Below are 14,334 nucleotides of genomic sequence, written 5' to 3'. Positions count from 1 at the left end.
AAAAATTAAGGTAATTATAAGCATGCCATAAGGTAGTAAATAAAACGACAGTGAATTACTGCTTATCGTGTTATTAAAACTATAGCAAGCTGTGGATAAGTGTGTAGATAACAGCCACGAGCTATTCTTCCAAAGCATTATAAAATGCCTAGAAAATACTTTAACTGTATGTTTTAATTTAAAAAAGATAATACGAGGTTCTTTTTTTATTATTTTAAACCAATGTGGAAAAAGGTTTTCTAACGACTGCTTGTGTTGTTATTCACTTTGATTATTCGCGTCCATTTAAATAACCGGAGGAGTATTCTAGCACAATGGATCGAAGATCATAGCGATCCTTTATAATTTTTTTAAAGGCAAAGTGATCGCAAATGGCATAAACCGCAATACAACTTGCATAGAGAATGATTTTTGTACTAAAAATTTATTTTCGCGAGAAATTTTGAGCATGTTAGACTTCATCCGATCGACTTATAAAAAAGACTTTAGGGGCACAAAAGCATGAAAAACGTAGCGGTAATATTAGCAGGGTCTGGTGTGTACGATGGTAGTGAAATTAATGAAGCAATTTTAACTTTATTACATATAGCCAAAAATGGCGCAACGTATCAGTGTTTTGCACCGGATATTGAACAACTTCATACCATTAACCATTTAACGGGCGAAGTAATGCCTGATAAGCGTAATGTATTAACAGAAGCGGCTCGTATTGCACGGGGTGACATTAAATCGCTGCTTGAACTAGACGCAACTCAGTTTGACGCATTAATTGTACCTGGCGGTTTTGGCGCTGCAAAAAACTTATGTGACTTTGCAATTAAAGGCGCAAAAGCAAATATTAATGAAGACGTACTTAATGCTTGTAAATCATTTGCAAAAGAAAATAAGCCTGCTGGTTATATGTGTATTGCACCCGCTTTGATCCCATTTATTTACGATAACGCTGTACTTACGATTGGTAACGATGCAGAGACAGCACAAGCGCTAAGCACATTAGGCGCTAAACATATAAATTGTGCAGTAGATGATGTTGTTATTGATCAGCCAAATAAGCTAGTTACAACCCCAGCTTATATGCTTGCGCAATCAATTATTGAAGCCGATGCAGGGATCGAAAAACTAGTTAGTAGCGTATTATCAATAAATTGATCTTAGGATCTAAAAGTTAATTGTATGACTGTTTGCGCTTATTAAATTGCTTAACAAAAAACAGTAAATAATTAAATTTTATTGCGTTAACGCAAAAAGTAGTCAGTTTTATTAATAAAAACGCCTCTTAGCATTTTATAAATTGGCTCAGAGAGTTATAATCGGTTTAATTTCCGTCATCTTTAATCGTGATTGATCACGTTCAAATCGAAGTGAGCAAGGCAAAATGAAAAAATTAACAGCTGCAGCATTATTAATGCTAGCAACCACTGCATACGCACAGCCATATGATAACTCTATGACTGAAGATGCAATTAAAGCACGTCTCGCGCCGGTTGGTGCTGTATACCTTGAAGGCGATAAAGCTGCTGTAGCAGCGGCGCCTACAGGCCCTCGTTCTGGTGAGCAAGTGTATCAAGGTGCATGTTTTGCATGTCACGGTACTGGTGCACTAGGCGCGCCTAAATCGCCTGACGATTGGGCTCCACGTATAGCTAAAGGTAAAGACACTTTACTTGAGCATGCACTAAATGGCTTTAATGCGATGCCTCCAAAAGGCACCTGTATGGATTGTTCTGATGATGAGATAAGCGCTGCCATCGACTTCATGACATCTAAGTAAATACAGCTGAAATACACAAAAAAGGTTTACTTCGGTAAGCCTTTTTTAATACCTAAAATAGTGTTTCTAGCCAGTATGATAGTACGAATATCAACTTGACGATAAGCGCTAAAAGTGAAAGTATAAGGCTAATAACTATACAATAAAAATAGCCGGTTAGATCATTGGAAGATAAACTCTCAGTATCGAGTAAATTGGCGTATCAAAATAAACGTCTAAAAACATTACTCAATAAATACAAACAATCACATCACTTACAAAATGCGCTGATACAATTATCAGAGCAAGCAAGTACTGTTGCCGAGCTAACCCTACTTTATCCCGCTATCCACGACATTTTACAAAAATATGTGCCGAGTAAAAGTTTTTATGTGGTGCTATTAAATCAATATAGTCAATCGCTAGAACTTTCTTACTTTTCAGATGAAAAAGATGGTATTGCCGTCGCCCTTAACCAATCAAATAGCTTTGATGAAGGCGCCACTGGCTATGTATTTAAACAGGGTAAAACCACATGTTTTACCAAGCAGCAAATGCAAAATGCCGCAGCAGAAGGTTTATTTAAAGCATTAGGCACTCCAGCAGAGCATTGGGTAGGTGTACCGGTTTACCAAGAACATAATATTATCGGTGTATTAGCAGCGCAAAGTTACGATACAAAACAAGGTTATAGTTCACAACAAATACAATTACTCGAGTTTATGTCGCTTTATTTAGCAACTGCAATAGAGCGTGTAAAAAAACGAGAGCTCCTTGAATCGGAAGTAAAGATTCGCACCCGAGCACTCACTCAAAGTAACGATGCATTGAACCTTGAAATAGAGCAACGTAAACGCGCACTTCAACGTCAACAAATTCTGTTTAAAATATCTGAAATAGCAACGCAAGCTAAAAACCTTGATGATGCTTACTTTAAGATACATGAAATAATAAAAACAATTACCTACGCAGAGAACTTATATATTGCACTTTACGATAAAGAGTCTGGCTGGATAAGCTTCCCTTATTGTGTAGATGAATTTAAAGAAAACACACAACCAAGACGCTTTGCTAAAGGTTATAGTGAACTGGTAATAAGCACTGAAGAAACGCAACTTATACACCCGTGTAGAGCAAAAGAATTAATAGAAAGCGGTGTAGTACAAAGAGCTAAGCCTGTACAAAAAGAGCAAATGGCCACTAGTTGGTTAGGCGCTCCACTTAAAACAGCTCAAGGTGTTATCGGCCTTATTGTTTGCCAAGCTTACGATAACAAACATATTTTCAGCCGGGATGATTGCGAGTTAATTACCTTTGTATCTCATCAAATTGCAGCGGTTTTACAAACAAAGCTCACCAATCAAGCGATTGCAAAAAGCCATCAAGAACTCGAATTTAGAGTAAACGAAAAAACCAAAGAACTGCGTCAAACAAATCTGCACTTACAAATGCAAATAGATGAGCGTAAAAAAATAGAGCAGCAGCTTTATCACGACGCACATCACGACTCTCTTACTAGCTTACCTAATCGCAGCCTCTTTTTAACTCAGCTTGAAAAAACACTACAACATTATCAGCGCTTTCCTGAACATAATTTTGCTGTTTTATTTATTGATTTAGATAAGTTTAAAGACATTAACGACCAACTTGGTCACCATGCTGGCGATCAGTTTTTAATTAACGTTAGTGAGTTATTTGCCCAGTGTATACGCGAACATGATTTACTAGCACGCTTAGGTGGCGATGAGTTTGTTATTTTATTAACGCACTTAACTGAGCCTCAACAAGCAGAAGATGTTGCTAATCGTATTATCGATTTAATGAAAAAGCCTTTTTTCCTTAAAGGCGAATCACTTCAAAGTGGTGCTAGTATAGGAATAACCTACTCAAAGAAAAGCTATACGCATACGGATGAAATTATTCGTGATGCCGATGCTGCAATGTATCACGCTAAAAACTCCGGAAAAAACCGCTACGAGCTATTTCATCCGCTATTAACGCAATCAATACCTGCGCAGGCACTAAAAGCACAACATCACCTTGATATATTACCTATGAGTTTTAGAAGCTCAGAAATAATTACTCTTGATGAGCAACATCAGTCTGAATCTTTATTTGAAGCATTTGGTGAACACCCAATACTTGGCTTTACTAGCTTTGATATTTTGAAAAAGTTTGCATCAGATAAAGAACAGCACCTCGAGATAGAGTTACAGTTATTACAACGCGCTTATGCACAAGCAATTACCGCAAATGTAACTATGGCGCTGGTTCCTTGCTCTGGTTTACTACTCGAGGAGCACGAATTTGTTTTATTTACAGATACGCTAAATAAACAACAAGGACATAGCCAGCTCTGTTTGCTATTTGATGAGCAAGAAATTCGTCACGCAAGCGCAACACAAATAGAAAACCTCAAAAAGCTATCACAACTTGGTTATTCAATTGGTTTAAACAATTTCGCTAAAGATCGATGCGAACTTAATTTACTAACCGATATTAATTTTGACTATCTGCTACTTAGCTCGACCTTTAGTAAACGTGTTTTACAACAAGAAAGTTACGATTTTCAGCTACAGGGCGTGCTTGCAATTACAAAGCTCAAAGCAATGAAAGTCATTGCTAAAGGCCCATCAATACTTAATTTTAGAGCTTTACTAGACAAGCACGGTTTGGCATTTTTTGTGGGAAAACAACACGCTCTAGTGTGTTCTGAGTTACCTGAAATACAAGCAACCCAGTCTTTATAAAATTAGCCTGAGGTATTACTCAGGCTTTTTAAACATTGCACGAAGGTTAGCGACTCTTGCTTGGCCTTTTTCCATTCGCTCTGCTTGCGTATTTGGCGCCTTTTTATTTTCAAACGCGAGATCGTCCTGCGGTAACTCTTGTACAAATCGGCTTAACTCAGTTTGTGAGGTTTCACCAAATTGACGACGTATTTTTGCATAAGTAAGTGTTAACTCCTGCTGTGCACGAGTAATACCAACATAAGCTAAGCGGCGTTCTTCATCTACGTTATCTTCATCAATACTTACCTGATGCGGAAGTAAACCCTCTTCCATACCCACCATAAATACGTACGGGTACTCTAAGCCCTTTGATGCATGTAGTGTTGATAAGTGCACTGCATCGGTTTCATCTTCTTCTTCGTTACGCTCAAGCATATCGCGAAGGGTTAGCTTGCTAACAACCTCGGCTAATGTCATTGGTTCGTTGTCGGCATCACCGGTCAACATATCTGTTATCCAACGATACAGCTCTGATACGTTTTTCATACGCATTTCAGCCGCTTTTGCACTCGGTGAGGACTCGTACAAATATGCCTCGTAATTAATATTACGCACTAAGTCTTTAACAGCTTCGAGCGTATCACCGCGTACTGCGTTATCAGATAGCTCAACAACCCAGCGTGCAAATCCAGCAAGCGCATTAAAACCACGCCCTTTTAGTCTGTAGCCTAAATCGTTATCAAAACAGGTAGCAAATAAGCTCGCGTGTTTTTCGTTAGCAAGCGTACCAAGCTTTTCAAGTGTAACCGTGCCTATTTCGCGTCGCGGTGTATTTACGATACGTAAAAATGCATTGTCATCATCTTGATTAACTAGCAAACGTAAATACGCCATAATATCTTTAATTTCTGAGCGAGCGAAAAACGACATACCGCCACTAATTTTATAAGGGATACGGTTACTCATTAAAGATTTTTCAAAGCCACGTGCTTGATGATTACCACGATATAAAATCGCGTAATCTTTATAGCTGGTACGCTTCATAAACTTATGTGAAATTATTTCAGCAACCACACGCTCAGATTCATGCTCTTCATCGCGGCACCCTATTACTTTAATCGGCTCACCATAACCTAGTTCACTAAATAACTTTTTCTCTATGTCATGTGGGTTATTCGCAATTAAAATGTTAGCCGCTTTTAGTATTCGCCCTGCACTTCGATAGTTTTGCTCAAGTTTTATAAGTCTAAGCCCTGGGTAGTCTTTACCTAATAACACTAAGTTTTGCGGGCGAGCACCACGCCATGAGTAAATTGATTGATCGTCATCACCTACAACAGTAAAACGGGCACGCTCGCCTACTAGCAATTTAACAAGTTGATATTGGCTTGTATTGGTATCTTGATACTCATCCACCAGCAAGTATTTAAAGCGTTGCTGCCAGCGCTCACGAGATGTGGCGTTATTAGTAAGTAACAAAGTAGGGATCATAATTAAATCATCAAAATCCAGTGCGTTATAAGCACGTAGCTGATTTTGGTAGCGAGCATACAGCTGTGCAAACAATGCCTTTTGCGCATCACGCGCTTCGCGTATTGCTTGCTCTGGCAGTACTAATTCGTTTTTCCAACTACCAATTTCCATTTTAAGTAGTTTGAGTAAGTCCTTGTCTTTTTTTAGCTCATCTTCGGTGAGTTCACTAAGAAGCTGATTGGTATCTTGATCATCAAATAACGAAAAGCCGGGTTTAAACCCTAATGTGCTTAACTCTTTTTTTATTATTTCTAAACCGAGTGTATGAAACGTCGATACCCACAAACCTTTGGCGTCTTGTTTACCAAGTGTTTGCAGTACTCGTTCACGCATTTCTTTGGCTGCTTTATTGGTAAAAGTAACAGCGGCTATATTTCGCGCTTTGTACTCACATTTTTTCACTAAATAAGCGATTTTATTCGTAATAACACGGGTTTTACCAGAGCCTGCGCCTGCGAGTACTAAGCATGGACCACTAATATATTTTACGGCTTCATCTTGTTTAGGATTGAGTTTCATAACGACCAAAGAAATTTAAAAGACGCGCAATTTTAACGTAACCATTACTGCGAGCATAGCAATTGCCTTAATTAATTAAGGTAAAGATGATCATGTGTTAAATACCGTGGGTATAAGGTAATATTAGTTATTATTATTTTAGGCCGCATCGAAGGGACAAATATGATCAACCCAGCAAAACTTGAAGAAATTGCTAAGCAAATTACTAGCAATATGCCACAAGGTGTAAAAAACCTAGCAGAGACACTCGAAGGTAAAACAAAGCAAGTTTTACAAAACAAGCTTGCTGAGATGGATTTTGTGAGCCGTGAAGAATTTGATGTGCAAAGCCAAGTACTTATTCGTACTCGCGAAAAGTTAACTGAGCTTGAAGCTAAAGTTGCATTACTTGAGCAACAACTTAGCACTAAAACTGACGCTGAATAATTATACCAATTGCATTAAATTAGTGATCTATTATAGCGATAAGAAAATAGCTCAATAACAAGGCTAAAATTATGATACATAGTTGTTCTATATAAATAATTTTTAACGTAGTTAGTGAGTTATTTAATACGCTAGAATGATCATTTTTTTAATAAAATTGGTATTAATTTAATGTACAAAAAAGGCAGCTTAGGCTGCCTTTTGCGTTTTACTAAGTTTATTCAAATAGCTCATCTAGCACATAATAAAATAACTTAGCCTGTTGCTCTAAACTCACACTCAGCATTTTTTGCGCAACTTGCTCGCCAGTTATTGGTTTGTAACGCTTTAAAAACGGCAGTCGTGTAATAACAGGAAAAATAATACTGCCTATCTTTTCTGCCACTCTAAATTGCTCACGATCACCTAATAATAAAGACGGTTGTAAAATACTTATTTTACCAAAAGGGAGTGCTTTAATATGTTGCTCAAGCTCACCCTTCATTTTCAAATAAGCACTATTACTGTGCGTGTTCGCCCCGCTTGATGACACTAAGCAGTAATGCGTAACACCATTACATGCCGCTAACTGCGCCGCTATAAACTGATAATCAAAATCTACTTTACGCTGAGCTTGTGTAGAGCCCGCCCGTTTACGGGTTGTGCCCAAACACGAAAACAATACGTCACCTTTAAAAAGCTCAACGTATTGAGTTAATTTTTCAAAATCAATAACGTGATTAACTAGCTTTGCGTGTGTAATAGGCAAAGCCCGACGACTTAACGTAACCACTTTGGTATAACGATCGCTCTTAAGTAGCTTATGTAGCAACTCATTACCGACCAAACCTGTAGCACCTATTAATATCGCCGTTTTAGTCATAAATTTATTTATTTTCGCCCACTTTATTAAGTACGTGCTGCACTGCTTTTTTGTAGCTTTGCGTTTCTTCACTCGCGCACGTTACTACAGATTCTAAATCATGAAGATGGCCGTTTTCTAAACCATAAACCCAACCATGAACGCTTAGCTCTTGGCCGCGCTCCCACGCATCTTGCACAATGTTAGTACGGCATACATTACGCACTTGCTCAATTACATTTAGCTCAATAAGGCGGCTTAAACGTTCGCTTTCTGGCATTGCATCAAGTTGTTCAAGATGCTTTTCTTTTACATCCCCTACATGGCGTAGCCAATTATCAATAAAGCCAAATTTTGCATTGTTTAAAACGGCTTGTACGCCACCACAGCCATAGTGACCTACTACCATGATATGTTTTACTTTTAAAACCTCTACAGCGTACTGCATAACCGACAAACAGTTATGGTCAGTGTGTACAACTACGTTTGCAACGTTACGATGCACAAATAATTCGCCTGGTAATAAATCAACTATTTGATTAGCAGGTACACGAGAGTCTGAACAACCAATCCATAAATACTCTGGATTTTGTTGCATAGATAAAATTTTAAAAAACTCAGGATCAGCTTCGCTTGTACGTGCAGCCCAACGTTTATTGTTATCGAATAAATTTTTTAACTTTCTCATTGCATCTCTTATTAAGTCGAGGACGGAAATTTAATGGATATTAGCAAGAATCAAAATATTACGAGGCGTTAACTGCTTTTCACAAAACGTTTTAACGCTTACTTGATAGCCTTGCTGTTGCAAATATAAAGCACGATCGAGCACAAGCCAAACTTCAATTGCTCTTCTGAACACATGTCGAACCAGTTCAACTCGGTCAGTTATTTTTTTTCGAGCAACACCAATATCTAAATATTTATTATAATCAGTATCTTGAGGTAGGTTTATTGCCTTTTTATCTGCAGCCCATGCACAAAATGATTTAAACGAATCTGAGAATATAGCTTTGTTAACCGAAGGGACGCTTACATAATATTGCTCGCCAGTAATCGATTTTCTAAGTGCGTCAAAACCAAGTCGCCATTCTAGTTCTGTTTTACGTACTTTTTCCAGACGAGAAGGCGCTGTAACGGTTTCTTGTAATGCGAGCTTTAAATCGCGATGCGTTAAGTTAAGCTCGCTTTTATTTGCAACCTCACTCATTACACGGTACTCATTAGCCGTAAATAAATGATAGCAACAAGGTGAAAAGCTAATTTGCTGTACTTTCGCTAAACTTGCTTGGCGCATAAATGCTTGGTGCAAACCACCACATGCGTGTAGCGCTACGGCATGCATATCAGCATTAAAAAATTGAGTGATATCCTCTTTTAATACATCTGCTTGGCTAAAGTGCATTGCCAAGCCTTGTTGCTGTGCACTTTTTTGTCCTTGCTCGCATAAGCTTTGTTGCAGTTCAATACTATGCACATCACTTGCGCCATTAAAAGCAAGCATTCGCCCTAAGTGTCCTTTACCCGCACACCACTCTAAAACTGGTTGCTTAGTATTAGGTAGTGCAGATACAAAATCTTGTAACTGATCAAACTTACGACCTTTAATGCCGTTACTTATCCAAAACGGATAATCAGATCGAGAGTGTGCAGAGCTAGGTAACTCACATAACTTAGCAAGTTCATCAAGTTGGTTTATGTGTTGGCTAAAAAATTGGTATAGCTGATTTTGATCGTTATCAAGAACGGTTACCTGATCATCAGTTAGTTCGTTAAGTATGCCTTGCAGCTCTGGCCAAGGAATAGTGTCAAAATCAAATGCGGTGCACTGCCAATACTGACGATGGCGCATTAAAAGTGAATCAAGTGCAAAAAATTGCTCGGCTAAAGTCATAACAGCTTAAAAAATAAAAAGACAATTAATTATATCAGCTCAGTGAGCTCTCATTAAGCAGTTATTTTTGGCTAAAAATCAGCCGTAAATACAAAGGTATTGAAATAATACTCACCAGAATCGCTGCTATGAGCATCCATGATAATTGCATCTTTTCAGGCTCTTGGTATTTATAAATAAAGTGAGATTTCACTTCGTCAAATTCGTTTTGCTGTATGCCATATAAGTCAGCAATTAAACGCCACTTTGCTATCGACATATGCCCTAAACTGGTAGTGGGTGGGGTTATATAACTTTTTAGTACTTCAGCCTCAAAGGCGAGCTGATGAAAGCTCTTACTCGGTGCATAGTTTTGCTGGGTGACTGCAATGGCTTCATCCATATTCATCATTGCATAGCGCCAACCTTTTAGGCTCGCTTGGTAGAATTTTTCGACCGTTTGTGGATTTTGCTTAAGCATGTTTTCGCTGGTAAATAAAATGTCGCTATATACATCCATACCATAACGCTGTGGGCAAACAAGCCGATGAGCTACGCCTTGTTGAGTCATATAATAAGGCTCTGTAGTAACATAAACTTGCATAGCATCTAGCTTGTTTTCAATCCAAGCCTGGTTAAAATTTTCGCCATTGTAAACTTTGAGTTTATCTACATCAACGCCACTGCGTTTAAGCATAATAAGTAGCTCGGTGCCATCATTTTTGCTCACCGCAGTGATACGTTTATTAACAAAGTCACGTGGATGAAAAATATCAGACGTGTCTTTAACCATCCAACAGTAAGGTGAAAATTGTAATAAGGCAGCCATAGCAACAAGAGGTTGGCCATTAATACGTTGCTGTAAAATACCAGAATGCCCTACACCAAATTGTGCTTCACCACTGGCCACAGGACCAAAGGTATCAGGTTTCATTGGATTAGCTTGTTTAATAGTTACATCAAGGCCCGCTTCATTATAAAAGCCTTTTTGCTTAGCCATATAGTAGCCAGCAAACTGAAACTGATGTGTCCATTTTAGCTGTAATGTGACTGATTCTTGCGCCGCGATATGGCTGCAAAAAAAGCACAATCCAATGATTAATCCTTTAAATAGCAAATAGGTGTCCTCAAAAAGTATGACGATTACCTGTAACTATATGTAAAACGTGTAATAAAGCAAGCACCCTAGTTAGGTGCCTGCCTTTAAAGATAGGTTATACTGAGGCGAGTTTTTCGGCTTTTTCTGCTTGCGGTTTTGATGTTAAAAATTGGGTAAAACACGGATTTTGTGTTTCATCTTGTACACTGTAACCTAAGCGATTCAAATGCTCGTTAAACATCCCATACTGACTCGGCTCAATAGCAAAACCTGCCAGTACATTCCCCATCGAACCACCGTGATTACGATAATGAAATAAGGTAATGTTCCAATTGCTGCCTAAAGTATCTAAAAAGCGTGCAAGCGCACCCGGATACTCAGGAAATTCAAAACGCAATAAACGTTCATGTAATTGCTCTGGTGCTTTTCCGCCAACCATATAACGCACATGTAATTTAGCGAGTTCGTTATCCGACAGATCGCAAAATTGATAATCGTTATTTGTTAAGTCTTGCTTTAACTCATTAAGCTCTTGCTCGCCTTGGCGCAGGGCAATACCCACAAATATTTGTGCTTCACCAGGTCCTGCATAACGGTAGTTAAATTCAGTAATAGCACGGCCACCTAAAGAAGCACAAAACTGTTTAAAACTGCCTTTTTCTTCTTTAATAGTAACCGCTAATAGCGCTTCGTTTTTTTCACCCAGCGCAGTGCGCTCTGCTACATAACGCAGGCGATCAAAGTTTAAATTAGCACCCGAAAGCACAGCCGCTAAGTGCAACCCTTTTAACCCCGACTGCTGACTCCACTTTTTAAGCCCAGCCGTTGCAAGTGCACCTGATGGCTCTGCTATTGCACGCGTAGATACAAAAATATCCTGCATGGCTGCACATATTTCATCGCTGGTAACGGTTACAACTTCATCGCAAAACTTTTGTGCTAAACGAAATGTTTCAGTGCCAATAATTTTAACCGCTACGCCATCGGCAAAACTACCAACGCGATCAAGCTCTACTGGCTTACCTGCTTCAAGTGCTGCTTGTAAACACGCACTTTCGTCGGCTTCTACGCCAATTACTTTTATATCTGGACGCAGCGATTTAATATAAACCGCCATACCAGCAAGTAAACCACCGCCGCCAACAGGAATAAACACAGCATCAAGTTCATTTAATTGCTGCATTAACTCGCGTGCTACAGTGCCTTGACCAACAATGACATCCGGATCATCAAATGGTGGGACAAATATACCATTGCGTTGCTCTGTAAGCTCAAGCGCATATGCTTTTGCTGCATCAAAATGATGGCCATGTAATACAACTTCACCGCCAAGTGCACGCACTGCGCTGACTTTTATTTCAGGCGTTGTTACTGGCATTACAATAGTCGCTTGATGCCCTAAGTGAGATGCACTTAATGCAACCCCTTGAGCATGATTACCCGCAGAAGCAGTGATAACCACTGAGCCTTTAGGTAATTTATTTAATTTGTTATACGCACCGCGTAACTTAAATGAATACACGGGCTGTTGGTCTTCACGCTTTAACCAAACATGGTTACCTAGCTTTTTACTGAGTTCAGCCATTTCGCTGACCTCAGTAACTTTAGCCAAAGGCTCCATGTTTGCTTGAATAATAGCGCGAAAATAATCGAGCTCTTGAGAGACCATAATTAACTAAGCGCCTCCAATTTAGCTAAGTCGCGCACTGCGCCTTTATCGGCACTTGTTGCAAGTAATGCATATGCTTTTAAAGCAGACGATACATAACGCTCACGATCAACTGGTTTGTAAGCCATTTTTCCGCGTGCTAATTGCTTTTGTTTACGTGCCTCAAGTTCTTCATCGCTTAGCGCTAATGTGATTTCACGTGTTGCGATATCAATAATGATTTTGTCGCCATTTTCAACATAAGCGATTGCACCACCACTCGCCGCCTCTGGCGATACATGGCCAATTGATAAACCCGAAGTACCACCCGAAAAGCGACCATCAGTAATAAGTGCGCATTTTTCAGCTAAGCCTTTCGATTTTAAGTAGCTTGTTGGGTATAGCATTTCTTGCATACCCGGGCCGCCTCTAGGCCCTTCATAACGAATAACAACAACATCGCCGGCTTTTACTTCGTTATTTAAAATCCCTTCTACTGAATCATCTTGTGATTCGTATACAATGGCGGTGCCTTCAAAATGTAGCATTTCATCAACTACGCCAGCACTTTTTACAACACAACCATCAACCGCTAGATTACCCGAAAGCACAGCTAAACCACCGTCTTGGCGAAAAGCATGTTCAACGCTTCGAATACACCCATTCACGCGGTCATTATCGCCTTCATCCCAACGACACTCTTGGCTCATTGCTTTGGTAGTTCGAATGCCCGCAGGACCCGCACGGTAAAATTTGCGCGCTACTTCGTTAGTTGGGTCAGTTGCATCCCATTTTTTAACAAGCTCAGCCATTGTTGACCCAGCTACATGATTAACCGACATATCAACTAAGCCCGCTTTACCAAGCTCGCGTACAACAGCCATCATGCCACCAGCACGGTGGACATCTTCAATATGGTACTCTGGTGTTGCTGGTGCAACTTTACATAAAAACGGTGTTTTACGAGAAAGCGCATCAATATGCGACATATCAAAATCAACGCCAGCTTCTTGCGCTGCAGCAAGCAAATGTAATACGGTATTTGACGAGCCGCCCATTGCAATATCAACAACCATTGCATTCATAAAGGCTGTTTTATTGGCAATTGCGCGTGGCAATACATCTTGATTATCTTTTTGATAATACTCACGACATAAATCAACAATACGAGCCCCTGCTTCAACATACAGTTGTTTACGGTCTTTATGAGTGGCAAGCGTGGTACCGTTACCCGGAAGTGCTAAGCCTATTGCCTCTAACAAACAGTTCATTGAGTTTGCAGTAAACATGCCTGAACACGAACCACATGTAGGACACGCAGAGCGCTCTACTTGCTCTGAATCTGCATCACTTACCGATTCATCTGCGCCTTTAACCATGGCATCAACTAAATCAAGTTTAATGTCGATGTTAGCAAGTTTAGTTTTACCCGCCTCCATTGGACCGCCCGATACAAATATTACCGGGATATTTAAACGTAGCGCTGCAAGCATCATCCCTGGAGTGATTTTGTCGCAGTTTGAAATACAGATCATCGCATCGGCGCAATGACCATTTACCATGTATTCAACCGAGTCAGCAATTAAATCGCGTGAAGGCAGCGAATAAAGCATACCGCCGTGTCCCATCGCAATACCATCATCAATCGCAATGGTATTAAATTCTTTTGGAACGCCACCGGCTTGGGTTATTGTCTCACCCATAAGCTCACTAAGCTGATTAAGGTGTACATGCCCTGGTACAAATTGTGTAAACGAGTTAACTACGGCAATAATCGGTTTACCAAAATCAGAGTCTGTCATACCTGTTGCGCGCCATAATGCTCTTGCGCCTGCACGTTTACGTCCTTCAGTTGTTGTTGCACTTCTTAATTTAGCCATAGTTACCTCAGTTTTTGCCGCAATATAAGCGGG

The 14,334-nt window shown here is 39.6% G+C and carries 11 protein-coding genes; 4 read left to right on the top strand and 7 right to left on the bottom strand.

What is annotated here, in order from left to right:
- Positions 1-501: 501 nt before the first annotated feature.
- The 3 genes from elbB (at position 502) to I6E82_RS00120 (ending at position 4,500) form a co-directional block, all read left to right on the top strand.
- Positions 502-1,149 carry an isoprenoid biosynthesis glyoxalase ElbB gene (gene elbB / locus I6E82_RS00130; protein WP_165721243.1) on the top strand — a complete coding sequence of 216 codons (648 nt, stop codon included), beginning with the start codon at positions 502-504 and terminating at the stop codon, positions 1,147-1,149.
- A gap of 226 nt (positions 1,150-1,375) precedes the next feature.
- Complete coding sequence (locus I6E82_RS00125; RefSeq protein ID WP_007582093.1) at positions 1,376-1,771, top strand: c-type cytochrome; 396 nt, start codon at positions 1,376-1,378, stop codon at positions 1,769-1,771.
- A 164-nt stretch (positions 1,772-1,935) separates the two neighbouring features.
- Positions 1,936-4,500, top strand: a complete 2,565-nt coding sequence (locus I6E82_RS00120) for a sensor domain-containing diguanylate cyclase (RefSeq protein WP_007582095.1) — start codon at positions 1,936-1,938, stop codon at positions 4,498-4,500.
- A 15-nt stretch (positions 4,501-4,515) separates the two neighbouring features.
- Here the strand turns inward: I6E82_RS00120 and rep are convergent, their stop codons facing one another.
- Positions 4,516-6,534, bottom strand: a complete 2,019-nt coding sequence (gene rep / locus I6E82_RS00115) for a DNA helicase Rep (RefSeq protein ID WP_024605304.1) — start codon at positions 6,532-6,534, stop codon at positions 4,516-4,518.
- Between the two features lie 162 nt (positions 6,535-6,696).
- On the opposite strand from rep, the gene ubiK reads away from it, so the two are divergent.
- A complete protein-coding gene (gene ubiK / locus I6E82_RS00110; protein WP_007582099.1) occupies positions 6,697-6,960 on the top strand; it encodes a ubiquinone biosynthesis accessory factor UbiK in 264 nt (87 codons plus the stop codon).
- 217 nt (positions 6,961-7,177) lie between these two features.
- Here ubiK and I6E82_RS00105 read toward each other — a convergent pair whose 3' ends face one another.
- From I6E82_RS00105 to ilvD, 6 genes are all read right to left on the bottom strand, one after another.
- Positions 7,178-7,822, bottom strand: a complete 645-nt coding sequence (locus I6E82_RS00105) for an NAD(P)H-binding protein (protein WP_165735253.1) — start codon at positions 7,820-7,822, stop codon at positions 7,178-7,180.
- Between the two features lie 4 nt (positions 7,823-7,826).
- A complete protein-coding gene (gene can / locus I6E82_RS00100; RefSeq protein ID WP_007582103.1) occupies positions 7,827-8,489 on the bottom strand; it encodes a carbonate dehydratase in 663 nt (220 codons plus the stop codon).
- A 30-nt stretch (positions 8,490-8,519) separates the two neighbouring features.
- Positions 8,520-9,695, bottom strand: coding sequence for a methyltransferase (locus I6E82_RS00095; RefSeq protein ID WP_165735252.1), 1,176 nt, complete (start codon positions 9,693-9,695; stop codon positions 8,520-8,522).
- Positions 9,696-9,756: 61 nt separating this feature from the next.
- A complete protein-coding gene (locus tag I6E82_RS00090) occupies positions 9,757-10,791 on the bottom strand; it encodes an ABC transporter substrate-binding protein (RefSeq protein ID WP_024591429.1) in 1,035 nt (344 codons plus the stop codon).
- A 97-nt stretch (positions 10,792-10,888) separates the two neighbouring features.
- The gene (gene ilvA / locus I6E82_RS00085; protein ID WP_165735251.1) at positions 10,889-12,442 is read right to left on the bottom strand and encodes a threonine ammonia-lyase, biosynthetic; all 1,554 of its coding nucleotides are present in this window, start codon (positions 12,440-12,442) and stop codon (positions 10,889-10,891) included.
- 2 nt (positions 12,443-12,444) lie between these two features.
- On the bottom strand, positions 12,445-14,301 hold the full coding sequence (ilvD, locus tag I6E82_RS00080; RefSeq protein ID WP_010553830.1) for a dihydroxy-acid dehydratase: 1,857 nt from the start codon (positions 14,299-14,301) through the stop codon (positions 12,445-12,447).
- Positions 14,302-14,334: the final 33 nt, after the last annotated feature.

The organism is Pseudoalteromonas sp. NZS11 (assembly GCF_015864765.1).
In the GTDB taxonomy this organism is placed as follows: Bacteria; Pseudomonadota; Gammaproteobacteria; order Enterobacterales; family Alteromonadaceae; genus Pseudoalteromonas; species Pseudoalteromonas arctica.
This window is presented reverse-complemented; position numbering and strand designations above follow the sequence as displayed.

Excerpts from the sequence above, each read along its gene's own strand:
- elbB (WP_165721243.1), top strand. The coding sequence starts at position 502 with ATGAAAAACGTAGCGGTAATATTAGCAGGGTCTGGTGTGTACGATGGT.
- I6E82_RS00125 (WP_007582093.1), top strand. The coding sequence starts at position 1,376 with ATGAAAAAATTAACAGCTGCAGCATTATTAATGCTAGCAACCACTGCA.
- rep (WP_024605304.1), bottom strand. The coding sequence starts at position 6,534 with ATGAAACTCAATCCTAAACAAGATGAAGCCGTAAAATATATTAGTGGT.
- ubiK (WP_007582099.1), top strand. The coding sequence starts at position 6,697 with ATGATCAACCCAGCAAAACTTGAAGAAATTGCTAAGCAAATTACTAGC.
- I6E82_RS00105 (WP_165735253.1), bottom strand. The coding sequence starts at position 7,822 with ATGACTAAAACGGCGATATTAATAGGTGCTACAGGTTTGGTCGGTAAT.
- can (WP_007582103.1), bottom strand. The coding sequence starts at position 8,489 with ATGAGAAAGTTAAAAAATTTATTCGATAACAATAAACGTTGGGCTGCA.
- I6E82_RS00095 (WP_165735252.1), bottom strand. The coding sequence starts at position 9,695 with ATGACTTTAGCCGAGCAATTTTTTGCACTTGATTCACTTTTAATGCGC.
- ilvA (WP_165735251.1), bottom strand. The coding sequence starts at position 12,442 with ATGGTCTCTCAAGAGCTCGATTATTTTCGCGCTATTATTCAAGCAAAC.
- ilvD (WP_010553830.1), bottom strand. The coding sequence starts at position 14,301 with ATGGCTAAATTAAGAAGTGCAACAACAACTGAAGGACGTAAACGTGCA.